Genomic DNA, 24,417 nt, shown 5'->3' on the forward strand with positions numbered 1-24,417 from the left:
TTATATCATTAGGCGTTTAAGTTGTTGTCCATTATCTGCGCGACTTAATAAACCGCATCCTAGTCCCAGTGGGACAGCAGACATAGACAATTGCGCTTTAGGCGCATCTTGCTGTTTTATTTCTAAATAAACTTTGTGTTTTACTGATTTACCTAAGTAGTTATCCACTAATTCTTTAAGCGGAAGGTACCCAGGTTCTCCAGGTAAAAAAGAAGCAACAGAACCTTTTTCACTGGGTTTGATGTTAATCGTAATACTGGAGTTAATGTCCCACACTTTACTGCCAATACTGGCGTCTTTTCCTAACTGAGCATATTGGCCCTCAGGCATAGCGCGGCTCACCATCCTTGTCTGCTCAGTGTTAGCTAATGACTGCCATCGCCCTTCGAAAGACTTTATCTCAACGATGCAACCCGTGAAATCTTCTAACATCAGCCTCAATGACTCTGCACTAGGAGACTTTCTTTGACTGAAACCACTGTAATAACGGCTATGAGTGCCTCCGCCACTTAATTGGTTCAACACATGACTGAAACTGTCTGATGTGCTTTTTTGTGACGAATCATAATTAACTGCAAAGCGATATTTTTCCCAGGCTCGATAAAACAAGGAAATTAACCGATGATTGAATAAGTCGTAGAAATCACGCATGCCAGTATCTTTTAGGCGCAATCGTTCAAGGACTAATTCGGTATAATGTTGCGGCAATACCCCACTTGGCCCAGTCATCCCCATAAAGGACACATGCATTTCGGCGGCTTGCTTACCTGTACGCTGGCTAAGTTTTGCGTCAATTTTGCTAATTGCTTGGCCTGGGAAACCTAAATGCTGATCCGATTTAAATCGAATTAGTTCTTCAGATGGAATCGCATCGTGACCGACTCTATAGCCTTTATCTTGATGAGATAATTGCAATTGGAATTGATATACCGCTTGATAAAAATCAAACTCAGTCGGCGCTTCAAGGATGGCTTGTAGATTCATAACAGCGGTATCTTCCCTGAACGTGCTGGCCAAGTATGATAAATGGCGTCTTGATCTTTAAATCGCATACTTAAGCGGGTAAAACTATTTACCACTGAAAACTGTGAGAAAAAATGGTCCAAAATACAGCAAAAGAAAAATACACCACTGCCTGAGTAGTGATCTTTAATAAAAGTAATTTCGATATGACTTCCGCTGCAAAAGCTGATTCGGCCATTCTGATTGACTCGAGCAGTATCTTGGCTCACTTCTACATGATGTATATTTTCTATTAAATTTTTATTTTCTGGTGAACACTTAAAGTCATATAACTTAAGCGTTTCTTTTAAGTTGTTTAATGCATTTGGTCCACTAAAACTGTCAATAGAAAGGTGTCTAATTAGCTGCCACCTTGAGGCATCACCTAATGTGGCTCTGACAGGTAAAGTTGGCGCTAATAAGCATTTAACTTGTTTAATGATATCTGCACGCTCTGGTACAAACATCTTAGGTTCGTCAGTGCCAAAAGGTAAATGCGCTGGCAAATTTCGATTACTGCATTGCGCAGTAATACTTAATACCCAAGCGCCGTAATCTTCTTCTGGAGTAAAGCCTTTAAAGTTATGGTCGACTAATGACAAATAGGAGTCTGTGCCTTGTTCAGTGTAGCCACCAGCCCAACTTGCAGATTCTCTTCTTACATTCCAAAACAGATTGTTATGGCCTAAGTATTGAGGATGAGACTCACCGTAAAATGGGGTAACTTCAACTTTATTATCCTTAGGGTCATAAGCAATCACCTCTTGTATATTGATGATTTCAGAGACTTCGGCATCGGCATACTTAGCCGCTAACTTATATTCATATTGAGCGCCTTCAATACTTACAGACTCTAGCTTTTGCTCGAATAAATTGATAACTGGCGTACAACCCAATAAAAAATGGCTGGCAGAGACTTGCTTCTCTAAATCTTGCGAACCTTCTTTTAAGTAGATATAAAGTGAAAATGAGGCATCAATCCCCTTCCATGAATCTTCTAAATCATCGATATCAAAGAATAAAAATTTCTCAGGAAAAATAAAGTTCTCAAGCAATAAACGGTAACCACTGCTACTGCGTTGACTGTAAGGAATAACCTGCTCTTCATCATCAAAACCAACAGTTTTTAAATGACGTTTGGTTAAAAACTTGCACACTGATTGGCTTTCATTAACTAAAGCAAACCCTAGACTATGCTCAAAAAGAAGTTGATATAGCTGGAAGGTTTGATGATCTTGTCCATTAAGAAAAAAACGTAACTTACCAAGCCCCAAGTTTTGCATGCTCATTTCTTTAAATTCACAGGCAATATCAAGCTTAATAATGGCTTTAGCACGTTGTGGCCATTGTGGCTCAGGAGCTGTAAAAGGCGCATTCTGAAATTGAGCTTTTGTCACTTCAATAGGCCATAATTTCATGTCGTAACATGTTTGAAAATGACAGGTTTTCATTCCTTCGACTTGCGTATCAACCTTGGTATTTTTAGCTAATAACACACCCGTCGTCGACAGGTTTTCAGTCGTCACTTGAATAACAGACATCGAAGGTATCGGTGCTTGATAATCTGGGTATAACTGCCCTAGCAATGCTTCAGTTAACTCAGGAAAACTGTCATCTAGCTTTTGTCTAATTTGCGCTGTTAACAAAGAGAAAGCTTCAATCATTCGAGAAACATGTGGGTCTTCAACATGTTCATCACTTAATCGTAATCTGCCCGCGACTTTAGGGTATTGCTCAGCAAACTCTGATCCCATATGCCTGATATAAGCGAGTTCACGATTGTAATATTCTAATAATTCTTGGTTCACAATGATGCCTCATTTACTATCATGGCGAGATGAATAGGTTCTACTTCTGAGTCAAAGGTAATAAATTCAGGTTCTGGATCTGCATATAGCAACGCATTGATTTTCAATCTAAGCACTCGGTCTAATGGCTGTTCGTTATCAACGGTTTCAACCATGACTTCTAAAAATCGAGGTTCAAAGCGTTTGATAGTGTCAGCAACCTGCTGACACAACATTTGACGACCATCTAAACTTGCAACTGGCATTGATGAAAAATCTCTTAGGCCGTAATTCATTAACGACTTATCGAGCTCTGCTAAATGATCAGGCCATGTTTGCCATTGCAATTTAGCATTGAGTAAATTTTCAAGATCCCGACGAACATTAGCCCTAAGTTGCCGTAAATTAAGTCCGCGATGACTATCTTTAATGTCTTGTTCATCAGGCGCATCATCGATTAATCTATCGAGTACGGATGCCATAATTGGTTGAGTGCTTTTCATGAGTTAATTTATTGCAGAGCAGGAGTGTTAATTTTTTGGATTTGATTTAATGCCAAGGCATTATCATCAACAAACCACATTTTTAGCCCTTTGCCCGACATGACATTTGTTGCCACCTCTTCCCAATCGGTTTCGCGGCCAAGCTTTTGCGCATCTGTTTCACTGCCGCCATAGACCATAGGAATATGTGCTTCACCACTAGGGCCATCTTTAATCGCGAGCTCAACACGTCGCCAAACGGTTTCCACTAATGACGAGACGGGTTTGAAGTGGATATAATCAATTTCTGAATGTTGGGCTAGATAGTAGTGACCATCGGTGCCAAATATTTCAATAAATCCACCTAAGGTATCGTCTAGATCTCTAATTTCTTCTTTGGTATTTTCGTCAAAAACTAGGCTAACTTGTGGACGATGGCTTTCAAGGTTTTCAGCACAAACAGTCACATCATCCTGAGCATCAGTTAACGCTAATCTAAGTTTGATTAATGATTCAGAGTGGGTATCAGTTTGGGAAAACAATTTCGGTGTCGCTTGACCTGACATAAAGTCTTGCCTAGCTTGCTCCGCTCTAATGAGTTGACGCAGATTTGATGCCCCTACAAGGAAATCAGGGTGCTTCTGAACTAATAAATTAAGCTGTTTATCAGCACGTTCAAGTGATCCATTGATACATAACAATTCTATTAACGCACTTTTCAGATCGACATTCATCGGATCTTCTTTCAGTTCTGTTTCAACGAATGAAATAGCTTGTTGTAATTGGCCATTATTAAGCATTTGATTGATATTTTTCATTGTAATCCTTTACTAATTTCTTGACGTAAGTTCGGTCACTAACTTGATGCTAGAAACCATTTGATCTAATTGAAAATGCGGTTGAAGTTGTATAATTGAATAGAAATGACCTGGCTTTCCTCGCATTTCTTTAACTTGCACTTGAGCATTTCGAAGTGGGTATTGACTACGTACATCATCAGATGAAACTTCAGACGCTGTCGTGTATTGGTGTAACCATAATTGTAAGTCTCGTTGACATGCTTCAGCAGAATTCAAAGAGCCAATTTTTTCACGGCCAATGACTTTGATGTAATGTGCGAACCGAGAGACGCATAAAATGTATTGCAACATTGACGATAATTTAGCGTTGATGTTGTCTTCTAAAAGCTCATATTTCGGTGGTTCTTGTATAGAGGCGTTACTGTAGAAAACTAAGTGCTCACACCCGGATACTGGAGATAGGGGGATAAAGCCTTGATCAGACAATGCCTTTTCAGCTCTATCACTCACAAGTAAATCCACCGAAGGTTTGTTCCTTTTACGGTATAAATCAGTCTCATACTGACAAACTGCAAGGTCACAAACGAGTCCTTTCTTTCGCGCTCCTGGTTCTAAGCCACGAATATGGCCAAACCAACCAGAGTCACTAAATGAGCGAATAATTATGCCGCCAAAGGCATATGCCGCGTTGCCCCATAAATGGTCCTGATTTGGATTTTTAATCGACTCTTTAAATTTAAAGCCTTCACTGCGAGTGCCGTCTATCAAATAAGGTGAACGCATTAAAATATTTGGCAGGGTTAAGCCTATAAACCGTGCATCGTCCATTTTTCTTAATGAATTCCATTTCAAATATTCATGTTGTTCAAATATTTTGCCGATATTCATATGAGCAGATAAATCAGTAAAATCGTCTGCCCCAAATAATGAAGGACTTGCTGAGGTTATAAAGGGGGCAAATGCCGCTGCAGCTGTGCGAGAAATATCCTTTAAAACATCAATATCGTTTGTCGATACTCCCGGACGATTTTTATGGCTCATTTGATAGTCGCCAATCAACGCACCAAAAGGCTCTCCACCCGACATATCATATTCGTTGTTATAAATGAGTTTAAAAAACTCACTTTGGTCGAACTCTATCGCACGATTAATATCTTTTGATAATGTCAGCCAACAGCAATCTAACAGCTTAACTTTGACCTTTTGGTCTTTATCATGCATTTCTTGCTGGTTAACGATATACAAAATTCCACGCCAACTCGCTTCTAGGGCTTGAAAGGATGCATGGTGAATAATGGTATTTATTTGTTGCTCTAACTGCCTGTCTATTTCCTCAATTGCTTTGATCAAAAAAGGTAATACCGATACTTTATCGAATCGTGACAGTGAATGGTTTGAATTCTCAAGCCATAACAAAAGCGATCTCGTTGAATCAGACTCCCTGAGGAATCGTTCAACAAGATGCTTATTTTTAAGCTTTTGAGGAGTAGAAGACACCGATGTGGGGACATCGGTGCCTTCTTTAAAGATTTCACTTGTAACAAATGAAATAGCTTCTTGCGTCATCGTTTGTTTCTATCCTTGAAAACAAATCCGGCTATCTTTCGCTGATTAGCCTACTTTCGGAATTTTAGCGACTAAACGCAAAGAAGCAGTTAACTCTTCCATTTGTAACCAAGGACGAAGCCATGCAACTGCATTATAAGAACCCGGTTGACCTGGGATCTCTTTAACCTCAACCTTCGCATCTGCAAGTGGATATTTAGAACGAATGTCTTGCCCACCACCTTCAGATGCATTCACAAATGACAGAATCCATCTGTTTAGCCAAGCTTCTACATCATCAGCTTCCATAAAGCTGCCGATTTTATCGCGGGCCATTACTTTTAAATAATGAGCAAAACGAGAAGTCGCCATTAAGTAAGGTAAGCGTGATGAAATTGCTGCGTTAGCGGTTGCATCATGATTTGAGAATATTTTTGGCTTCTGACAAGATTGAGCGCCAAAAAAGACTGCGTAGTCAGTATGTTTATAATGACATAAAGGTAAGAAACCTAACTTACTCAATTCAGCTTCGCGGCGGTCAGTAATGCCAATCTCTGTTGGACACATTAAGTCTGGGTCACCATCATCGCTGGTGAATACATGAGCTGGTAGTCCTTCAACTTTACCACCACCTTCAGCACCACGAATTGCAGTACAGAAACCGTATTGACTAAATGCCTGCCCCATATTGGTCGCCATCACATAAGCCGCATTCATCCAGCAGTAATCGTCATGACCAGCCACTTTTGAGCGCCCGCTTGCTTCGTCAATATCAAACTCTTCGTAGCAAAACTCTTCAACAGGTTTAGTGGCTGAGCCATATGGTAAACGTGCTAATACGCGCGGCATTGTTAATGTAACGAAGCGAGAGTCATCACTGTCTCTGAATGAACGCCATTGCGTATATTCAAGAGACTCGAATACTTTCTCTAAATCACGCGGTTTGCTTAGTTCAGTCCAATCATCAAAACCAAATAAAGAAGCGCCAGATGCTGAAATAAATGGACAGAACCCTGCTGCTGCCACATTCGACATGAGTGAAAGAGACTCAACATCTTCTGGATGGTTACTGAATTCATAATCGCCGACTAAACAGCCATATGGTTCGCCACCTGGTGTGCCAAATTCTGCTTCATAGATTTTTTTGAACATTTGGCTTTGATCAAATTCAACCGCTTTGCTTAAATCTTTATGTAGCTCCTTTTTAGACAAGCTCATCACACGGATTTTCAATGTCGCATTGGTTTCAGAATTCTTAACCGTATGATGAAGTCCACGCCAGCTACCTTCTAGCTTTTGTAGCTCATCGTTATGCATAATGGCTGATAGCTGTTTAGAGATAACTTCATCTAATTGGCTTATCGCTTTATTAAAGGTAACAGTAAGGTTTTTATCCCATTGCACGGTGCCTTTAAGGGCTTCTTCGGTGAGTGAACGAATGAGTTCTTCAGCACGAGTTGAATCAGTCTGTTTAGTGGCACCGATTGCCTGTTCAAGAATCGATGCTTCTATTGTTTGCTCTTCAGATGTCGCATCTAATGTGGCTGCTTCCATGCTCATTACTCTGCTCCTTTAAGGTTAAGTTCACCTGCAAGTTTGTCTAAGCTATTTGTATTGCTTAGTACTTCTTCCAGAATGTTCTCAAGGTTTTCAGAGCGATCGACTTTCGTCATCAAGTCACGCAATTTATTACGCGTTTCCATTAATTTTTTTAATGGCTCAACTTGATTAACAATGGCTGCAGGTTCGAAATCTTCCATGCTATCGAACTTAAGTGAAACATTCATTTCAGAATCATCATCAGCCAATGTATTTGGCACTGCGATGTTTAACTGAGGGCTCATACGCTTTAATACATCATTAAAGTTATCACGATCAATTTGCACAAAGCGGCGATCTTTTAATGGCTTAAGCGTTTCAGTGTTATGTCCAGAGAAGTCACCAGTGATACCGATAACAAATGGCAATTCTTTCTTAACTACTGTGCCTTCAGTTTCAACATCATAGGTAATGTGGACGCGTGGCTTTCTCACTCGTTTTAATCGATCATGTACACTCATTTGAACTCCTTTCAATAATATTGTGAGTAATCAACTAGGGATTATCTTCTGCTTTAATTCCAGATAGTTTGAAGAAGCCATTCCTCGCTTCTCCGTCTTGGATTAGTTCTTGTAGCAACTCAGGTAAACTTAAATCACTCCAACGAACCACTTGTTCAATGGCATAGGACATTGGAGAGTGAGGTTCGGTTTTTTTAAAAAAGGTCGCTATCATTTCTAGGTTATTTATCGCTTGCGCACGTGAATTAAGCTGTTGGCTCATTCCGTTTTGCCCAGCATCACTCACAACACTGTCACTTTCACTCGCTTCGCTTGGGTCAACATCTTCGCTGACATTAACTTTCTCGATAATGGGTGCTGAAATAGTGCGGATCTGTAAAGCGCATGCCTCTAACGCTTTACGGATATAGCTAGTAGGTTGTGGTTGGCCTGACATTGCGCTGTCCATGGCTTCGGACAAACGTAAAAATGCAGCAATGGCATCATCAATGTCTTGATTCAAATCTATATAGAAACTATCTGGCGTTTCTTTAATGCTCAGTTCAACTTCTTCAAGTGATACGGCACCTGAGTCAAAGCGCTTTTCCTGCTTATCTTTATCTAAACGATCCACTTCTAAAGCTTGTTCATATTGCCAAGTGGAAAAGGCATAGCCGCCTTCAGTGATCGGGATTGTTTTAATGGGCTGAATGAGTGAACCTTCACTTTCAATGCCGTTTAGGCCAATAAGTGCAGCTATCCTTTCGGATAAATCATTAGGTTCAGGTGTGGGGTATAGGTTTTCCCAATAGGTTTCAATCAATTCAGCTGCAAGTGTAAAACCAAAACTCAGTCCTTTAAAGCCATGTAACCGACAAGCTGCTTCAATAAACCAAGCAATATATTCAATGTCTTTGGTTTGGTCTTTGAGTACGCCAGGAACTTGTTCAAAAATAGGACGCCAGTCTACTGCGACAGATAAGAGGTCTTCTTCATCAATCAGAGCTTTTCGCTCTTTTGCACGTGCATTATTCCTTACATCTTTTAGTAAGTAATAAGTCGACGTCGGGCTGATATCTTCACGGGGATCAATACCCGTTGCTGAATCTTCAGCAATAGGTAATATTAAATCATTAATGAATAATTCTTTTAGCTGGTTCAATTAAATTCAATCCTTGAATTATAAAAATATTGTCTCTTCCGAATAACTAATACTTTTTAGTGTATTCCTTACTTTAAATAGACATAAATAACACTTACTATTTAAATTTAAAAACCAAACACTTTCCAATAATACTATTTGATGTATTTTATATAAATCAGTAAACATAACAAGATTAAATAAACAGATTAATGTAAATTAAATATCAAACTAATACTTTATAATGTTTTTTAATTGCAAACATACAATTAAAACTCTTTTTAATTAGTTTGGTTTAACTATATTTATTAATATTACTTTTATTAATCGCTGATTATACAAAAACCGGAATTGTTTTATCGCACTCTTCACTTAAACTAGACACTTTATTAGTATGTTTAACTAATATACATGTCACGTTATCACGTGCATTTCTCACTAGCGATGCATGTAACAAAGCTAAACCTGAGTCAATAATGTTTTCAGACTGAATGATTCTTTGAATTTCGTTATCGTTAAGTTCTTTGTTTAGGCCATCGCTGCATAAAAGAAAGATATCACCTTCATTTACTTTATCGCTGCGATAGTCAATGTCCAAATGGACATCTACGCCTACTGCTCGTGTGATGACATTAGCCAAGGGGTGAGTTTCAGCTTCTTCAGGTGCAAGTATACCTTCGTCTACCATGTCATTGACTTGGCTGTGATCTTTAGACAGTTGAGTTAACTGTTGCTCTCTAAACCGATATACTCGGCTATCTCCAACCCATAACATATGATACTGATCATTATCTAACCACAGCACAACCACGGTACTACCGGCGACTTTACCTTCAAACTCAGTTTCGCTCATTTGCTGTAAAATACGATTGCTGTTCTGCAAAGATGATTTCAGTAATTCGATAGTGATTTCATTTGGCTCAACCTGTTCCAATGATTGTTGAATTCCGTCAATAACAGTTTGGCTTGCAACATCACCAGCTGCGTGACCACCCATCCCATCAGCAACAACCCAAACGCCTAAATACGGCAATTCTAAAAATGCATCTTCATTAATTTCTCTTATTGTACCCCGATGGGTCAAAGCATGACTTAAGTGCACGTATGTTCATCCTTATTAAGTTCGGCCATATTCCAACTAGTTTGCTTCCATTGTCCATTTAGCATCGAGATGAATTGGCTCACCTGCGGCAAGCCTTCTGTAATAATGACACAAGGCTCAACATCAGCAGAACCTTCTGTCCACCAAATACTGTAGCGATTAAATTTACGCTTATACTGTTGATCCAGTAGTGACAATAATTCAGGGCTTTGACTACCAGTAAACACCCAAGCTGTTTTGGTTTGATCCTCTGACTCCACTTCAGAGAATGAATACTTGTCCATTGATACTGTCAATGTGTTATCAAGTAATTCAATTAGCCAAGTGTCTATTGCAGTGTCATCCTCTAATACCGATAAAATGTGCTGCTCAAACACTGGGGAACAAGTGTTATCACACCAACCTCTAAGTGCAGATTGAGAATGAAAACCCGCGACTGTAAATGGATAATGCCTGCCGACCTGATCCACACTCGGTATAACAGTACCTATCACCGCCTCTTCACAACATATGCCTGCCGATAAAGAGAAATTCCATATTGGACTTGTAAGGTAATAATCTAGCCACTCATTTGCGGCTTGTTCCTTACTTACAGCAAGCACAGCTTGAAGCCAATCATTCCAATTTTTCAGAAAGTCCTGATTCAAATGTTGTTGAATAAAATCTCCTTTAGCAGGGATTTTTCCACAATAACCAATACTTTTTAAAGGTTCGCAGGACATCTAAATGTCTCCATATTTGCCATCCAAAATGGATTGTTCACACTATTAGCAATCAGTTTTAGTTCAGCGTTATATCCACTCAGGTTAATCATCAACTTTCCGTCCTTTTTAGTTTGTGGACGCTTATTACTCAACTCATCAAGTAATTTGAAGAAAGACCATTCACCTTCATATTTCATATTAATTGAGCGGCCACCATTAGGGGGCGAGAATGCGATGCGCGTTTCGTTGTTTGCACCTTGGCCAGGCCAAATAAACATTTCCTTTCTGGTTGGGCCATGTTGATACTTAAGCTGTTGATTATCCATTTCTAATAAGAACAAGCTGACACTTCGGTCTAATAGCTGAGGCTCTAGCGAGAAATTGATTTTAGGGCGTTTACTACCAGGCTCAAAAAAAGCTTCTTTAATCACTTCAGCACGTTGATACATAATCAACACATCATCTTGAATGCCAATATTTCGAATGAATCGCCACGGCTTTTTACTGGTATCAACATGCATTGCTAAATATTGATCCCAAAACTTATCGAGTGTGCCGCCATAGCCAAAGAATTTACTGAAGTCATTCAATCTCACATCAACTTTAGATTTACGATTAAATGGATAACGTCCATCAATCGCGCCTTTAAACTCAGCTAAAACCTGTGAACGCCAAATACCATTAAAGCGTTGATTTTGATTTGATTTGGCAAAAGTACGTGTTTGATATGCAACCCCACCTAGCCAACCTTTCACTGGATGTGGAAGATCAATTAATTGTTCTGATAGATTGCTGCCCATTTGAGCAAAACTTTCTTCTACAGATTGATTCATCACGTTACCGCGAATATCTGACTGCAACATGAGTTTGGCGTAGTTACGGTTAAGCGCTCTGAGGGTTGTTTGAATTTTATCGACATCAGTTAACTTGATTTCTATAAGCTCTGCAAACGCCACTTCAACTTCTTTACCTGGTAATTCCACATCTAATTCAATCGCGGTATCAGGTAACAAGCGATTTAACTGCGCTTTTTTAGAACGAAAAGCAACATCAGTAACATTGCCAGCCACTTCAGATGCCGCTTTTAAGTTATTGGATTCCATGGGTAGTTTTGTCAATTGCACATTTTTTTGCACTGCTGCAATAATGGTTTTAATCGGTTGATCTGGACTTGCTAATGCTGCAGTAACTCTTTCAGCTTCCTCGAGAGTCGAGTAGGGTTTAACCGTGATATCACTTAAAAAGTCTTCCCAGTAAAAAATATAATCTCGAATATACTTTCTCTCAAGATCAGCTGTTAAGCGGTTTCGTGCTTGCTCGTCTAAATTTGCTAACTCATCACCATAAACCCAACTATCTGCCGTTAAGTTTTTAATAATTTTATTTTTCTCAATATTAAAAATGCCATGGAAACCATTGAAGGTGTATAGGCCAGGAATACCTTGATTAAACTGACGTCCACTTCCAAAAACTAACCCATCTAAACTGTCAGAACTGAGGATATCGACCAATTCAAAATCTGGAATACTGCTTTGCGAATAGTCACTTTTTAAACGCTGATACGCACGTTCAACTAGGGGTAGCATGGTTAAATTGGCCCTAGCACCACCAACAACCATGTCGTCATAGTTGTCGCCCCTAATCCCTAAATTAAGTAAGGTTTCAATATGAAGGTTAAGCTGTTGGCGCACTTCAGCGTTTACATTGCCGATCACATTGCGGTCAATGTAAGCAGAAAACCAAATCTTAATGTCTTCAGCTTGATAGTACTCAGGTAAATACAACATTAAATAGGTTTTTAATGTTTCATAGAGATAATTAAGGTGGTGGCCATTAGCATCCATTTCTTCACTGAGAATAGATAGCATTAAAGGTCTTAAGTGGGACTCAAGTGCCCTTACATAAGCGGCTGTCGCTGGCTGCTTTAATTTATCGCCTTGATAAAGCCCTAATGTATGAGCATCTTCCGATTTTTCAGTACCATAGCCAACAGGTAAATCTCGAATAATCGTTAAGCCTTTCGTTAAAGTGACAATATCCGTCTTAGAAGACAAGCCACCTTGGGTAACGTCTTCATATTTAGTAAGCTCTTGGTAAGTATTGTCTATCAGCTGTCGATTCCAGTCGTAACTCTCCCACCAAAAATAACTCGCTACTAAAGTGACCGAAGCAGCAATAGCTAACGATGCCTTTCTCAATAATTTGTTTTGGTTAGTATGTTTTCTGTTGCTTGAAGCGAGGTCTTTTTCTGGAAAAACAACATCTTCTAATAAACGTTTTATAAAGTAGCTTCTTACTTTGCCATTGGAACTTGCCTTGGTTTTACTTTTAATCCCGCTCGATAAATGAGTTGAAAGATGATCTATCGGTGTGCCTTCTTGTGTGGCACTCGTCAAGTAAACCCCACGAAGTAACGGTGCTTCTTCGTATGCATTTGGTGCAAAGATTTCTTTCAAAAAGTCATCTGCCGAGCTTTGTAACAGCCTTAATTGCTTAGGAAACTCGTAAATCGCAGCTCGACGTTCCAAATCTCGCTCATGCCTTAATCGGGTATTTAATCTTGCGTTTAAAGTCAGCAGTAAATGATGAAACTCTTTATTGAATGTACTAACAATGTCAGTTTCTTCATCCACATCAAGTGGGAAAGTTACGCCCCAAATTTGCTCACAGTCTTCCTTTGTTAAATCATCAAAAAACTCGTTAAAGCCTGCTACTAAATCCGATTTAGATAACAAAACATAAACAGGAAACGTCATGCCTAATTGGTTTTGTAGCTCCTGTAAACGTTGTTTAATCGCTCTGGCATGCATGTTACGTTCGGTTTTAGTCTGGTTAAGCAATTCAGACATTCCCATACTAATAATCACACCATTAATAGGCCTAATTGGACGATACTTTTTCAGTAAGCCCAAAAAGCCCTGCCACGCTCTAGAATCTTGTTTTACATGACTATCTTGCGTGGTATAGCGACCTGCGGTATCTATCAACACGGCTTTGTTAGTAAACCACCAATCGCAATGACGTGTGCCGCCGACGCCTTCAATCATATCCACACCCATTTTTTCTTTTAATGGGTACTCTAAACCTGAATGTTGAATAGCTGTCGTTTTACCACTACCTGGAGGGCCAATCATGATGTACCAAGGGAGCTCGTATATACTTTTATTCTTTGTCAGTTTAGTCTGCTTTAAGATGTCTAAAGCTTGGGTCATCTTATTTTGTAGAACATCTATTTCGTTTTTAACGAGATCATCACCAGAAACCGTTTCACCCTCACCATTAATGAGGCTATCGACCATTTCATCACTTTGTTTTTTATTTTTGACCTGCTGCATAAAGTGCAGCCCACCCCAAATGATGACAATGACCAATAGTACGATCACTCTCACTGCTGTTGATGCAAGCGGTTCATAACCAGCAATAGCCACTAAGGGGCCACCAAACCAAATCAATAACGCTAAACATGTAAATCCAATGATTGTGATAACCCATTTGGATTTAAAAATATCGACAATCCTTTTGCCAATTGATTTTGCAGACATTATTACAATTCCTTTGTGTAATGCTAAAACAGTAAGTCTATTTCGATACGACGATTAAATGCGCGGTTTTGCTCACTGTCATTGGCAACTCTCGGTTCTGACTCGCCTCTTCCTTCTGGCCATAAACGACCTCGTAAAGACGCATTTTGAGCCAAAACATTACCTATTGAAGTTGCTCTTGCTAGAGATAGATGCCAGTTCGAAGGGTATTTTGAGGTAAAGATAGGTTCATCGTCAGTATGACCTGTAATCAGAATTTTCCCTGAAGTGCCTTCAAGCGTTCTGGCAATTTTTGCCAGAATAGCTTCAAAGTCAGAACGAGGCTGAGTATTACCTGATGCAAATAACTCCCCCGCTTCAATTCTAATTCTCACCCGATCGGTTAACTGTTCAACTTCTAATAAGTTTTTAGAAATCTCAGTTTGTAATAACTGCTGCAGTAACAAGGCTTCATCGCGACTGATCAACTGTTCTTCAACGGTGTCTTCCCATGGCACAATACTGGTAAGTTGCTTATAAGCTGTTGATGAGTAGTCATTAATGCTGTATCTAAATCCTAAATAAATAAACAATAACAACACACCAAAAAGCGCACCAATAACCCACAATGGAAATGGCTGCTCAAAGGTTTGGTTTGAGGCTATGTTCTGTCGCCAAGAAGGTGACAACTCACGATGTAAATCATCTTTCGTCGATTGAATCACCAAAAATGTTCTTTCTCTTAATGCCTCTAACTGTTGATCACCTTGTGGCTCAACGCGCATCTTTCCAACAAATCCAAGGGTTAAACATAAATACATTAACTCTAATAAATTACACTTTTGTTCGGGCTGTCTTAATGATGCATCGAGTAATGTATAAAAGTACTCACCACCTAAGGTTTCATTATGAAAGGTTGATAATAAACTGTCGGAGGCCCAGTAACTTTGTTCCCCCCAAGGTGAATTCAATACAACTTCATCAATGAAACAACACAAACAGTAACGCGCAGACTTTATATCTTCTGCACTCACATCAGCGCTTCGTAGTTGCTGCTCATAATTTTTAATTAACTCAACACAATGAACTCGTAATGTATCAATATCGTCATGCTGAGCACTGGTGCGCAATTGGGTACATATCGATAATAATGTTCCTGCAAAATCAACAATCGGATTTTGCGCTAAACTTAACACCGCACTTTGTGCACGGTTATCAAATTTGATTTCTTGTACCAATGTTTTCTGACTGTCATCATTAACTTTGGGTTTACTGGTTGCTAATCCAGCCCCTCTCCCAGGGCGAGGTTTAACAATAGTTTTATCTTCCACAACAAATATCCTTATACATTGTGTTTATTACGTGTTGATAGCCCAAAGCTCTATCTGTAACTCAGGGTATGCACCTGAAATATGCATAGCTAACCCACCACTAGATTTCAGCTTTACCCAATGGCTGTTATTTTTATCAAGCTGAAAGTAGTGATAACCGGCATGATACGGCACTTGTCGTGGTGCTATTGGTAAGGTTGAGATACCGATACCCGCCAGTTGGTTATTGACTAATTCTCGTATCGTTTCTACTGAACCAATTTTTATTTGTGATGGCAGCCTTTGGCGAAGCTCCTCACTCGGCACGTTCGCTTTCACAGCCAGAATAAAGTCTGCATTATCAAGCATGCTTTTATCTGAAATGGTGGCAAAATATACGCCGAACTTGGTCTTTTCTAACGCAAACTCTGTTGCACTTTGTTCAAGAACAGTACTTAAACCATGGTTGGTAATCACCATCACATTACTGAATACATACGTAAGATTGTCATGTTGGTAGATAGGAAATTTAGGCGGGCGTTTATCTGGGCTACTAAACGTAGCTAATTCACCAGAGAATGACAGCAAAGAGCAAAAAAAGGTTTCAGGGTGAACATGGCTAACTACAGAGTAATGTTCAAATATAGGTTGATACTTATTCAACAATTGCAGCATTAAAAAGTCTGCAATCGAACTTGAAGCACTTTGGGATTGATTTAATCTGCCAGCGATAGCATCTGCTCGTTGCTGGATCATGCCATTGATTTCGGTATTTATATTTTGCAGGGCTTTAATGTGGGAAATACCGGTACAGGCAGGAATAAACTTTTTATCAAGTTTAACTACACCTTCATCAGAAACATCAATGACTCTTGCTATCGCTATGGATACATAGCCTGAACGGTCTTCACTTTGCAATTTCAATCGACAATCTAATTTGGCCACCTGCAGCACTTCTGTAGCATCAGAGCCAAAACTGGTATCCACAATATTATGATCATCAAACACATATCTTGTTATTTGATTTTGTTCTTCCGACGAAATATTAAGACTGTTACTTTTAGATACAGGCAGAACAATATAAATCAGTTGATCAATGGTGCCAGCAGGAATTGAAATCGCTTTAGGTAAAGGACTTTGCTCTGGTAATAATGCCAGCGTGTGATCCTGGAACATACATTCAATTCTGTCTAAACCAAATTGTCCTAGGGGTAATAATCCATGATTCACTTCAAAGCTGGTCACTCCCCACGCAAAAGGGTTAAGTTTATTGACCGCATGAGTTTGCTGATATTGTAAGAATCGCTCTTGTTGTTGCATGTGTTGTGGACGCAGGAACATCCCTTCCGTCCATGCTACAGGACTAAAATCACTCATAATTTCCCTATTATATAATGACGTTCAATGTCTTTATTTTTATTCTATAAAACGTTAATGCAATTTCTCTAAACCAGAAAGCTTCATCAAAAATGCATTATTGTTCAGAGTTATAAACGGCTATTTTTTCGATGTTTATCGTAATACTGTCATAGCCTGTAGGATCAACTTCAACCACTGAACGCCAGCGCGATGAGTCAATATCACGATACGCGACAACCACACCGACATAACGGGTATTTGCCCCTAAAGACATTGGGTACTCACGAATTTCAGAAGGCTGAAGCTCTAATTGATCTTTGCGTATTAAATCTGGGCCTAATACAGACTCAGCATCTTCATATAAAGTAAAAAAGTCTTGGGTATCAAAAATGGTTCTTGAAGACAATTCGAACACTTTTACTACGACCGGTGATGGACGAAGGTTAATATCAGGATTAATATCTTTACTGGCTTGAAAAGTAATATCCGTATAAGGCGGTACAACAGCATTAATCGTTTTGCAGCCAGTGCTGAATAATAGCGTGCAGACCAAAGCAATATAATAAATACTAATTTTAAGTTTCATTTTACCGTTTCTCCCTAAAGTAATTTAAGTTTACTGTCATATGCTTTCACGAAATCATCTGATAACGCTGCAGAATTATCTCTCATGAATTCATTTTTATAATCTTGATGTAAGCTTTTGTAGACTTTCCATTGTCTTGTTTGCTTTTGACCTGGCAACATATCAGTTATCGTTTGACTCTGACTTTTTTGCTCTATCGCCTGAGGGTCTAACTCATTAAGTAAGCCTTGCAATGCGCCAATGGTGCCGGCAGTTAAAGCAATATCATGCTTGCGCCCGTCATTGAAGGCTTCAGTAATCGCCTGCTGTGAAGACAAGAAACTCGCGCTGTTACGTAAGAATAAATTTTGAAATACATCATCAATATTGGCCGAAAATTTCAACGGATTATTTTCTCTTTGTTGAAATGTCGTCTGATTAATTCTGAATTCCATTTTAAGCTGAGAGCGTTGACGCAAAGAATCCATTAAACCTGTCAGCATTAAATGCATACTTTGGCCTAATTCCAGCATTAACGATTCATTCAGCACTTTGCCATAGTCTTGTTCATCTACCCCCAAGCCTTTAAAAAAAGCTTGAGTGAGAGACGTTACCGGCTGAACTTGTGTATTAGCTTCTTGTGCTGGTGTTGTACGCGGCGTGCTTCGAGCGACGGGGTTAACTTGAGCTTGCGCTTGCGGTGCCGCTTGAGGCCTTGGCGTTTCCACTAAAGGTTTAGCAGCAACTGTTGGAGTCGCTGCTGGAGTGCTTTTTTGCTCAAAGAAATCCTTATCCCATTCTTCTGGGATTGTAGATTCTGGTGGCTTAAAGTGATCCTGTAGGTCGGCATTAACTTCAGATAATAGTGCTGAGTTTGAACTCGCTTTACCTAATAATTCTTGAGCATCAAAACCAGTAATATCATTATTAAAATCGTTGTTAAAAGCAGGCTCACTCGAACTAATGACTGCCTCTGCAGGTAAAATGTTCGATTGCTGAACTCCAGCAGACATATGCCCATTATGAGCAGAGTCAGTTGCCGAAATTAGCTTCGCACTGACCTCATAGTCACCGAAAGTTAACAAATCTTCGTGCTCAATCTTGTGGGCGGCACCCGAACCTAGCGCTTCAACAGCACGATTGATGAATAAACCATTAGTTGATAAATCTTCGATGTAAAAACCATCATTTCGTTTAGATATTTGAGCATGCTTACCTGATACCACTTTATCAGGATCAGGCATATGCCAATCGCAAGTCTCAGACCTTCCTAAGCTCAAAACATTACCAACATTAATAACCTTGACCTGCTCGGGCGATAGTCTGTGATAACTTACAATCTCTAACGTTAATTCCATTTTATTACTCGTCTCATAATCCATTAAACTTAGTCACGTTCACCAACATATTTATAAGCGTTGTACGCCATTCAAACGTTCATAAAGCTCATTTCCGCGGGCAAATAATTCACGAGCAGTTTTTAAGTACTGTTTTTCTAAATAGATATTCGCTTGACGTAAAAAAGAAGCCGCTAAACGTTTCTCAAGAGTCAGTAAGGGTTCAAAGTCGGCAGGCATACTTGTCGCTAAAATGGCTACTTCTTTGTCAAAAGCATGCAGTTTCTTTGGTTCATCAATAAGATCAAGTTGTTCTGTAAGCACCTTGAACGTATCACGATAAAATACCTCGGCAGCTTCATAAGGATATTCAGCAGCAGAACCACTTTCAGTATCACGGTTGAAATCATTAAGCTTTTTAACAGCAACACGCATTGATGCACCATATTTCAATAATGGTTCAGCTTCAGGACTTGCTGAAAAAACAACTTCTCCAGTGGTAATAAGTGCATTGATTTGTTCAACATCACGAAGTTTTAACGCCTGCTCAAATGAAGAAGTATATAAAACTAACGCCTCTTCATTAGGCATATACTTAAATTTAGGCTCTACGAAAGCTAAACCTTCTACAATCAACTTAATATTGTTATCCCCGGTCTCGTTATAGCGAGATTGCGACAACAACACAGTCAGACGATCAGACAAAGAATCGATGACTGATTGTTTACTTCGCTTCATCTGATTATTGATTTGCAACAACCTCACAGAGTCGGGGTAGTAACGGCTAATGTCTGCAATTATTAACTCAATTTGACCGTAATTTTGATATAAGCCATTGTCACTTTTAGGCACAGCTGCTATTTGCTTTTCAATTAAATCCAAGACTTCGATTTGATGTTTTCTCAATAAACCATCGCGGATCAAATTTTTCTCGATCGGAAGACCATCAATTTGCTCAAATAGCGTCGAGGCAGTGATAAACTCGTATGCATCAGACTCATTTTTGACTTGCTCATTAGCTGAAATGATATTTTCTAAATCGCCAATTTTTTGTTCAGAAGCTTGATGCATCTGAAAACCTACAACACCAATCAAAGCAGCAGCGGCTAATGAAACAGGCACAGGCCAGGTCTTACTTTGAAACTTGGTGATTAATGATTGTATATCGAGTTCTCTTTGCGCTTTATGAATCGCTAAGCCTTTTTTTAAGCTTAACCAAAGGCGAAAACTGAGGTGTTTTGGTTTAGTCAGTTTTTGTTTGTTGGTATCGACTTCGTTAGCAGCGACTCTTAAATATGGGTGTTTACTTGTCAATAATTCATAGGTTATACAAGAAAACGCAAAAACATCATCCGCAGCACATGCTTCTTCGCCTAAAAGCTGTTCATAGCTTGCATATGCAGGGGTATAACCCGTTAAAGAAGGATCAGAATCGGCTTCAGCTAATGCGTACTGATCTACGTTTTGCTGAAAGTTTTTAGCAACACCAAAATCAAAGACTTTAATGTCACCCTTTCGAGTGAGAAAGATATTGGAAGGTTTTAAATCGGTATGAACAATCCCTTGTTTGTGTGCATAAGACAGAGCCGAGCCAATCTGCTCAATGATTTGCATTGTGCCTTTAAAGTTAATGCCCGATGGTTTAGAGCGCTTGATGACCTGCTCTAATGTCTCACCATCTAGCCACTCCATGACCATAAAATGGTAAGCATCATCGCTATCCACATCATAAACACGAATAATATTTGGATGGGAAAGTTGCTGTGTTTGAATCGACTCTTTAATTAACACTTGCTGCGCCTCAGGTGCATCAGCAAATTCCGATAATAATACTTTTATTGCCACAAAAGGCTCAGAAACATTAAGTGATTCGAGGTATAAATCTTTTGCTCGATATATGTCACTCATGCCACCATGGCCAATTCTAGATTCAATTAAATAACGTTTTTTCAAACATTTTCCAATCAAATTAGTTTTATTCTCAATTGTTTTAGTTTGGTTTATTCCAGCCACAAAAGTTTTATCATCAATTGATGGGCTCGATTCTTGACACTTATCCATAAGTACAGGTTTATCCCTAAATATAATCAAAAGGTATGTAAACTAACTACCTAGTAATAAAAAAACTATAATATGGTGCAGCATCGCATATAAAAAAACAACATTTAAAATAATTACAATTAATTTAAATTACCAATCAAACAAAACAAACACACCCAATAGTATGTACTAATAACGAAAGTAATCATTAAGTATGTTGTGATATTAATTTTTTAATCAACAAACGCTAAAATTAATGTAATTACTATTGACCCGCAATTATAGAATAGGTAATTTTACGACTTCTTTTTTAATGGACTAAATATAGATATGAAACATTTAAAATATTCAGCGATAATATTAGCATTTACTGTCATTTCAGGGTGTAAATCAACACCAGAAAAAGCCCCCGAAACGCCGCAAAAGGTTTCTTTATCTCCAGCTTGCTTAAGTTACGCATTACAAAATGAGCAAGAAACCGAAGTAACAGGCTTTAGACCGGTATTTTTTGAGGTGAACAGTGACAAACCATACAGCCGATTAGACAGTAACATGTCTTGTATAGTGACTTACCTGTCAAACAACCCTAACAAATCGATTGATATTCAAGGTTACACGGATGATAAAGGCACCATTGAATACAATAAAGCGCTTGCTAAACGTCGTGCAGAAGGGTTAGTTGAACATCTTGTCGTACTTGGTGCCTCTCCAAATCAGTTAGCTTCAAGTGCCCATATCATTCAAGATAAAGGTAAAAAGCTTACTAAAGCTGAGCGCTCAAAAATCCGCAGAGTCAATTTTGAAGTGACAACTAAGTTATAAAGCCCTACTTATCCATAGGTATTATATATGGGTATCGAGTATGGATTTTTATTATGGGTGTTAGGTGTGGGTGTTAAGTATTAATATCAAGCAATTGTTACTTTTCACCCTCCAATCATCTCTCATATTATTGACTCGGTTATCCTCCCAGTTCACAGCGTTTCATTATTCTAAATTTCCCTTATTAATAACCAATTCTGCTAATCTATTTTTCGTCCTACACTTTTTTATTTTAGTTTTGCCCTAATATCTTTTACATAGCACGAGAAATGTATCCCAGTCGGCAGAAGCTAGATAAAAGCATTGATGGTAATCTTTTAGCTAGTGTCAAATTAATGAGGTTTTACAATGACGAACGAATTCACTCCGCCTAAAGTTTGGAAAATGGAAGATGAAAATGGTGGAAAATGGGCAAGTATCAATCGACCTGATTCTGGTGCCCGTTTTGATAAAGCGCTGCCTAAAGGTAAGCATGCTCTGCAGCTTTACTCTTTGGGCACGCCTAACGGACAGAAAATCACTATCATGCTTGAAGAACTACTGGCAGCTGGAGTAACTGAAGCCGAGTATGATGCTTATATCATTAATATTGGCGAAAGTGATCAATTCTCTTCAGGCTTTGTTGCAGTCAATCCTAACTCTAAAATCCCTGCATTACTCGACAACACCACGGATGAACCTATTAATGTTTTTGAGTCTGGTGCTATTTTAGTTTATCTGGCTGAAAAGTTTGGTCACTTTTTACCTAAAGAACTAGCGAGTCGTACTCAAGTAATGAATTGGCTATTTTGGCTTCAAGGCTCTGCACCTTATCTTGGTGGTGGCTTTGGCCATTTCTATGCCTATGCGCCTGAAAAATTTGAATACCCAATTAATCGCTTTTCAATGGAAGCCAAAAGACAGCTAGATGTATTAGATAAGCAACTGGCAAATAATCAGTATCTTGCAGGCGACGAATACAGTATTGCCGATATTGCTACCTGGCCTTGGTATGGCAATTTAGTCTTAGGTAATCTCTACGATGCCGCTGAATTTTTGGATGTGGAAAGTTATCCTAACTTACTTCGCTGGGCAAAAGAGATAGAGCAGCGCTCTGCTGTAGAGCGCGGAAGAATTGTGAACCGTTCATGGGGAGAAGAATGGGAACAAGTCCCTAACCGCAATAGCGCTGAAGATATTGATAAGGCATTAAACCTAAAACCTAAAACCTAAAGTTTAGATGTTATAAATTAAAACAAGCTTCACCACTTTAACCCTATTAGATAGGTTCACCATTTCAAGGGTTAAATAGTGACAGAGTGCTAAGACGGCAAAGTAATTACTTTGTCGTTTTAAAAGACATAATAAAGCAAGGATGTTCAAGGAATAACTCAATATTAGTTGGCCAATACACACATTGAATAAGTTCACGTTATATGCCCCTAAACATCACTGACACTCGCTAAGTTTTTAACTTAGAAGGGAATTCATTTCAACCGTCTTTGATTTTCTCTTAGAGATAGTTTTATGTTAGTGTTTTGTAAAGTTTATCATTAGAATATCTTTCATGTTTTGGTTGAACGACTCACTAAACTCTCGCATTACTTTACAAAAACGGGCTTTGCTAACTGCCAGTATTACAGTGCTGATCTTATGTGTCTTTCAGCCTTTTGGCACTTATGAGTCAGAGTTATCATTTAAATACCTACGCTTAGCAGGCTATGGCGTTGCCACATTCCTAGCCGTCTTTATTGCAGGGATGATTGAGATAGCCTTATCTCACCATAGAGCCAAAATAAAACCTTATCCTCTATTAATCATTAGCCTATACATCACAATCGCAGCGCTGTTCAATCATAGCTATTTCGTTGTTGCCGTTTATGATAGTTGGCACTGGGAAAATCAGCTGATATTTGTATTTTACGTATCGACTATTGCGATATTTCCAGTTTCGATTATGTATTTTCGTAACAATAATAATGTGACATCAACGAGTAAACCCACTCCATCTGCCCCTTTATCTAATTCTCGCTTAACTGATACTCAATCAACAGATACTCAGTTAACAAATTCTCGGTTAACAAAAGCTTCGTTAACAGAAGATAAAGCCCAAAAAACAACCGATAATTCTGTTGTCATTCAAATAACGGGCGAGAACAAGTCAGACTTTTTATCTGTCAGCTTAGCCGATATTATTTTGATCAAATCAGCCGATAACTACTGTGAAATCATTACAATAAAAGACAACCAAGCGACTGTTAACTTACTGCGCATGACACTGATTAAAGCGCTAGAACAATTACCACACGATAGCGATATTGTTCGATGCCATCGCTCTTACGGGGTAAATTTATCACACGTGAAATCATTCCACGGAAATGCCAATGGTTTAAAACTAACAATGCAGTTTAGTGACGTTATCGTTCCTGTGTCTCGATCATATATTGCTGTAATTAAAACCGCTTTGTCACTCGCCCCTAGTTAATGTTATTCGTCCCTATTCGACAGGTTTCACCACTAAAATTTTAAGCTAATCCCAAAAGTATTGTGACTTACTCACTCGTTGTTAACACTGTCATTCGATAAACACTAAATGACGACTGGGTAGAAGATGACAAATAAAATCAGAGCAACACTTTTGTTGGCGGCATTCATTTGTAGCCATTTATTGATAAGAAATTTATGGGGTGAAACATGGACAGAAACACTACTAGCTTTAGATAACCATTCTTATGTTCTGCACTCACTAACCAGATGGCTTTTTATCTACGGCCCTTTTGTTTTTTTCACTTTGTACATCTTTCGAGATGAGCCTGTTTTAGCCGTGTTAGGGCTCAATTCTGATCGCAAAGACTGCTACTTAACCTCCGCCTTATTATGTT

Annotated in this window: 19 protein-coding genes; 3 read left to right on the forward strand and 16 right to left on the reverse strand. The window is 38.9% G+C overall.

Going from position 1 to position 24,417, the window contains the following annotated elements; all coding sequences use genetic code 11:
- The 16 genes from tssG to Q4600_RS00515 all read right to left on the reverse strand — a co-directional run bounded on the left by tssG (position 1) and on the right by Q4600_RS00515 (position 20,647).
- The gene (gene tssG, locus Q4600_RS00440; RefSeq protein WP_102529476.1) at positions 1–984 is read right to left on the reverse strand and encodes a type VI secretion system baseplate subunit TssG; all 984 of its coding nucleotides are present in this window, start codon (positions 982–984) and stop codon (positions 1–3) included.
- Positions 981–2,810 carry a type VI secretion system baseplate subunit TssF gene (tssF, locus tag Q4600_RS00445; protein WP_303512769.1) on the reverse strand — a complete coding sequence of 610 codons (1,830 nt, stop codon included), beginning with the start codon at positions 2,808–2,810 and terminating at the stop codon, positions 981–983. Before tssF ends, tssG begins: the two co-directional genes overlap by 4 nt.
- Entirely contained in the window at positions 2,807–3,292 is a 486-nt protein-coding gene (tssE, locus tag Q4600_RS00450; RefSeq protein ID WP_241904026.1) for a type VI secretion system baseplate subunit TssE, read from the reverse strand. Before tssE ends, tssF begins: the two co-directional genes overlap by 4 nt.
- An 8-nt stretch (positions 3,293–3,300) precedes the next feature.
- Positions 3,301–4,089 carry a type VI secretion system accessory protein TagJ gene (locus Q4600_RS00455; protein ID WP_303512766.1) on the reverse strand — a complete coding sequence of 263 codons (789 nt, stop codon included), beginning with the start codon at positions 4,087–4,089 and terminating at the stop codon, positions 3,301–3,303.
- A gap of 12 nt (positions 4,090–4,101) precedes the next feature.
- Complete coding sequence (tssC, locus tag Q4600_RS00460) at positions 4,102–5,637, reverse strand: type VI secretion system contractile sheath large subunit (protein ID WP_102529480.1); 1,536 nt, start codon at positions 5,635–5,637, stop codon at positions 4,102–4,104.
- A 45-nt stretch (positions 5,638–5,682) separates the two neighbouring features.
- Positions 5,683–7,176, reverse strand: a complete 1,494-nt coding sequence (gene tssC / locus Q4600_RS00465) for a type VI secretion system contractile sheath large subunit (protein WP_303512762.1) — start codon at positions 7,174–7,176, stop codon at positions 5,683–5,685.
- On the reverse strand, positions 7,176–7,676 hold the full coding sequence (gene tssB / locus Q4600_RS00470; protein WP_303512759.1) for a type VI secretion system contractile sheath small subunit: 501 nt from the start codon (positions 7,674–7,676) through the stop codon (positions 7,176–7,178). The genes tssC (Q4600_RS00465) and tssB overlap by 1 nt, the downstream gene beginning before the upstream one ends.
- Positions 7,677–7,710: 34 nt before the next feature.
- A complete protein-coding gene (tssA, locus tag Q4600_RS00475; RefSeq protein WP_102529483.1) occupies positions 7,711–8,817 on the reverse strand; it encodes a type VI secretion system protein TssA in 1,107 nt (368 codons plus the stop codon).
- Positions 8,818–9,130: 313 nt separating this feature from the next.
- On the reverse strand, positions 9,131–9,898 hold the full coding sequence (locus tag Q4600_RS00480; RefSeq protein WP_102528963.1) for a PP2C family serine/threonine-protein phosphatase: 768 nt from the start codon (positions 9,896–9,898) through the stop codon (positions 9,131–9,133).
- A complete protein-coding gene (tagF, locus tag Q4600_RS00485; RefSeq protein ID WP_102528962.1) occupies positions 9,889–10,620 on the reverse strand; it encodes a type VI secretion system-associated protein TagF in 732 nt (243 codons plus the stop codon). Before tagF ends, Q4600_RS00480 begins: the two co-directional genes overlap by 10 nt.
- The gene (tssM, locus tag Q4600_RS00490) at positions 10,602–14,144 is read right to left on the reverse strand and encodes a type VI secretion system membrane subunit TssM (protein ID WP_303512753.1); all 3,543 of its coding nucleotides are present in this window, start codon (positions 14,142–14,144) and stop codon (positions 10,602–10,604) included. Before tssM ends, tagF begins: the two co-directional genes overlap by 19 nt.
- A 23-nt stretch (positions 14,145–14,167) precedes the next feature.
- A complete protein-coding gene (tssL, locus tag Q4600_RS00495) occupies positions 14,168–15,454 on the reverse strand; it encodes a type VI secretion system protein TssL, long form (protein WP_102528960.1) in 1,287 nt (428 codons plus the stop codon).
- A 27-nt stretch (positions 15,455–15,481) separates the two neighbouring features.
- The gene (tssK, locus tag Q4600_RS00500) at positions 15,482–16,810 is read right to left on the reverse strand and encodes a type VI secretion system baseplate subunit TssK (protein WP_102531752.1); all 1,329 of its coding nucleotides are present in this window, start codon (positions 16,808–16,810) and stop codon (positions 15,482–15,484) included.
- Between the two features lie 97 nt (positions 16,811–16,907).
- Positions 16,908–17,378, reverse strand: coding sequence for a type VI secretion system lipoprotein TssJ (tssJ, locus tag Q4600_RS00505; protein ID WP_102528958.1), 471 nt, complete (start codon positions 17,376–17,378; stop codon positions 16,908–16,910).
- Positions 17,379–17,392: 14 nt separating this feature from the next.
- Positions 17,393–18,715: a type VI secretion system-associated FHA domain protein TagH gene (gene tagH / locus Q4600_RS00510; protein ID WP_303512749.1), complete on the reverse strand. Its 1,323-nt coding sequence runs from the start codon at positions 18,713–18,715 to the stop codon at positions 17,393–17,395.
- A 51-nt stretch (positions 18,716–18,766) separates the two neighbouring features.
- Entirely contained in the window at positions 18,767–20,647 is a 1,881-nt protein-coding gene (locus tag Q4600_RS00515; protein WP_157936231.1) for a serine/threonine-protein kinase, read from the reverse strand.
- A gap of 417 nt (positions 20,648–21,064) precedes the next feature.
- Here Q4600_RS00515 and Q4600_RS00520 point away from each other — a divergent pair, with 417 nt between their 5' ends.
- From Q4600_RS00520 to Q4600_RS00530, 3 genes are all read left to right on the forward strand, one after another.
- Positions 21,065–21,556 (forward strand): OmpA family protein, encoded by a 492-nt coding sequence (locus Q4600_RS00520; protein WP_102529164.1) that lies wholly within the window; start codon positions 21,065–21,067, stop codon positions 21,554–21,556.
- A gap of 348 nt (positions 21,557–21,904) precedes the next feature.
- Complete coding sequence (gene yghU / locus Q4600_RS00525) at positions 21,905–22,768, forward strand: glutathione-dependent disulfide-bond oxidoreductase (protein WP_303512741.1); 864 nt, start codon at positions 21,905–21,907, stop codon at positions 22,766–22,768.
- A 334-nt stretch (positions 22,769–23,102) separates the two neighbouring features.
- Entirely contained in the window at positions 23,103–24,020 is a 918-nt protein-coding gene (locus tag Q4600_RS00530) for a LytTR family DNA-binding domain-containing protein (protein WP_303512738.1), read from the forward strand.
- Positions 24,021–24,417: the final 397 nt, after the last annotated feature.

The organism is Shewanella sp. 2_MG-2023, assembly GCF_030548905.1.
Classification (GTDB): domain Bacteria; phylum Pseudomonadota; class Gammaproteobacteria; order Enterobacterales; family Shewanellaceae; genus Shewanella; species Shewanella electrodiphila.

What these genes read in the sequence shown, in the direction of transcription:
- tssG (WP_102529476.1), bottom strand. Translation starts at nt 984, where the DNA reads ATGAATCTACAAGCCATCCTTGAAGCGCCGACTGAGTTTGATTTTTAT.
- tssC (WP_102529480.1), bottom strand. Translation starts at nt 5,637, where the DNA reads ATGACGCAAGAAGCTATTTCATTTGTTACAAGTGAAATCTTTAAAGAA.
- tssJ (WP_102528958.1), bottom strand. Translation starts at nt 17,378, where the DNA reads ATGAAACTTAAAATTAGTATTTATTATATTGCTTTGGTCTGCACGCTA.
- tssM (WP_303512753.1), bottom strand. Translation starts at nt 14,144, where the DNA reads ATGTCTGCAAAATCAATTGGCAAAAGGATTGTCGATATTTTTAAATCC.
- tagH (WP_303512749.1), bottom strand. Translation starts at nt 18,715, where the DNA reads ATGGAATTAACGTTAGAGATTGTAAGTTATCACAGACTATCGCCCGAG.
- tssE (WP_241904026.1), bottom strand. Translation starts at nt 3,292, where the DNA reads ATGAAAAGCACTCAACCAATTATGGCATCCGTACTCGATAGATTAATC.
- Q4600_RS00520 (WP_102529164.1), top strand. Translation starts at nt 21,065, where the DNA reads ATGAAACATTTAAAATATTCAGCGATAATATTAGCATTTACTGTCATT.
- tssC (WP_303512762.1), bottom strand. Translation starts at nt 7,176, where the DNA reads ATGAGCATGGAAGCAGCCACATTAGATGCGACATCTGAAGAGCAAACA.
- tagF (WP_102528962.1), bottom strand. Translation starts at nt 10,620, where the DNA reads ATGTCCTGCGAACCTTTAAAAAGTATTGGTTATTGTGGAAAAATCCCT.
- tssK (WP_102531752.1), bottom strand. Translation starts at nt 16,810, where the DNA reads ATGAGTGATTTTAGTCCTGTAGCATGGACGGAAGGGATGTTCCTGCGT.
- yghU (WP_303512741.1), top strand. Translation starts at nt 21,905, where the DNA reads ATGACGAACGAATTCACTCCGCCTAAAGTTTGGAAAATGGAAGATGAA.
- Q4600_RS00530 (WP_303512738.1), top strand. Translation starts at nt 23,103, where the DNA reads ATGTTTTGGTTGAACGACTCACTAAACTCTCGCATTACTTTACAAAAA.
- tssB (WP_303512759.1), bottom strand. Translation starts at nt 7,676, where the DNA reads ATGAGTGTACATGATCGATTAAAACGAGTGAGAAAGCCACGCGTCCAC.
- Q4600_RS00455 (WP_303512766.1), bottom strand. Translation starts at nt 4,089, where the DNA reads ATGAAAAATATCAATCAAATGCTTAATAATGGCCAATTACAACAAGCT.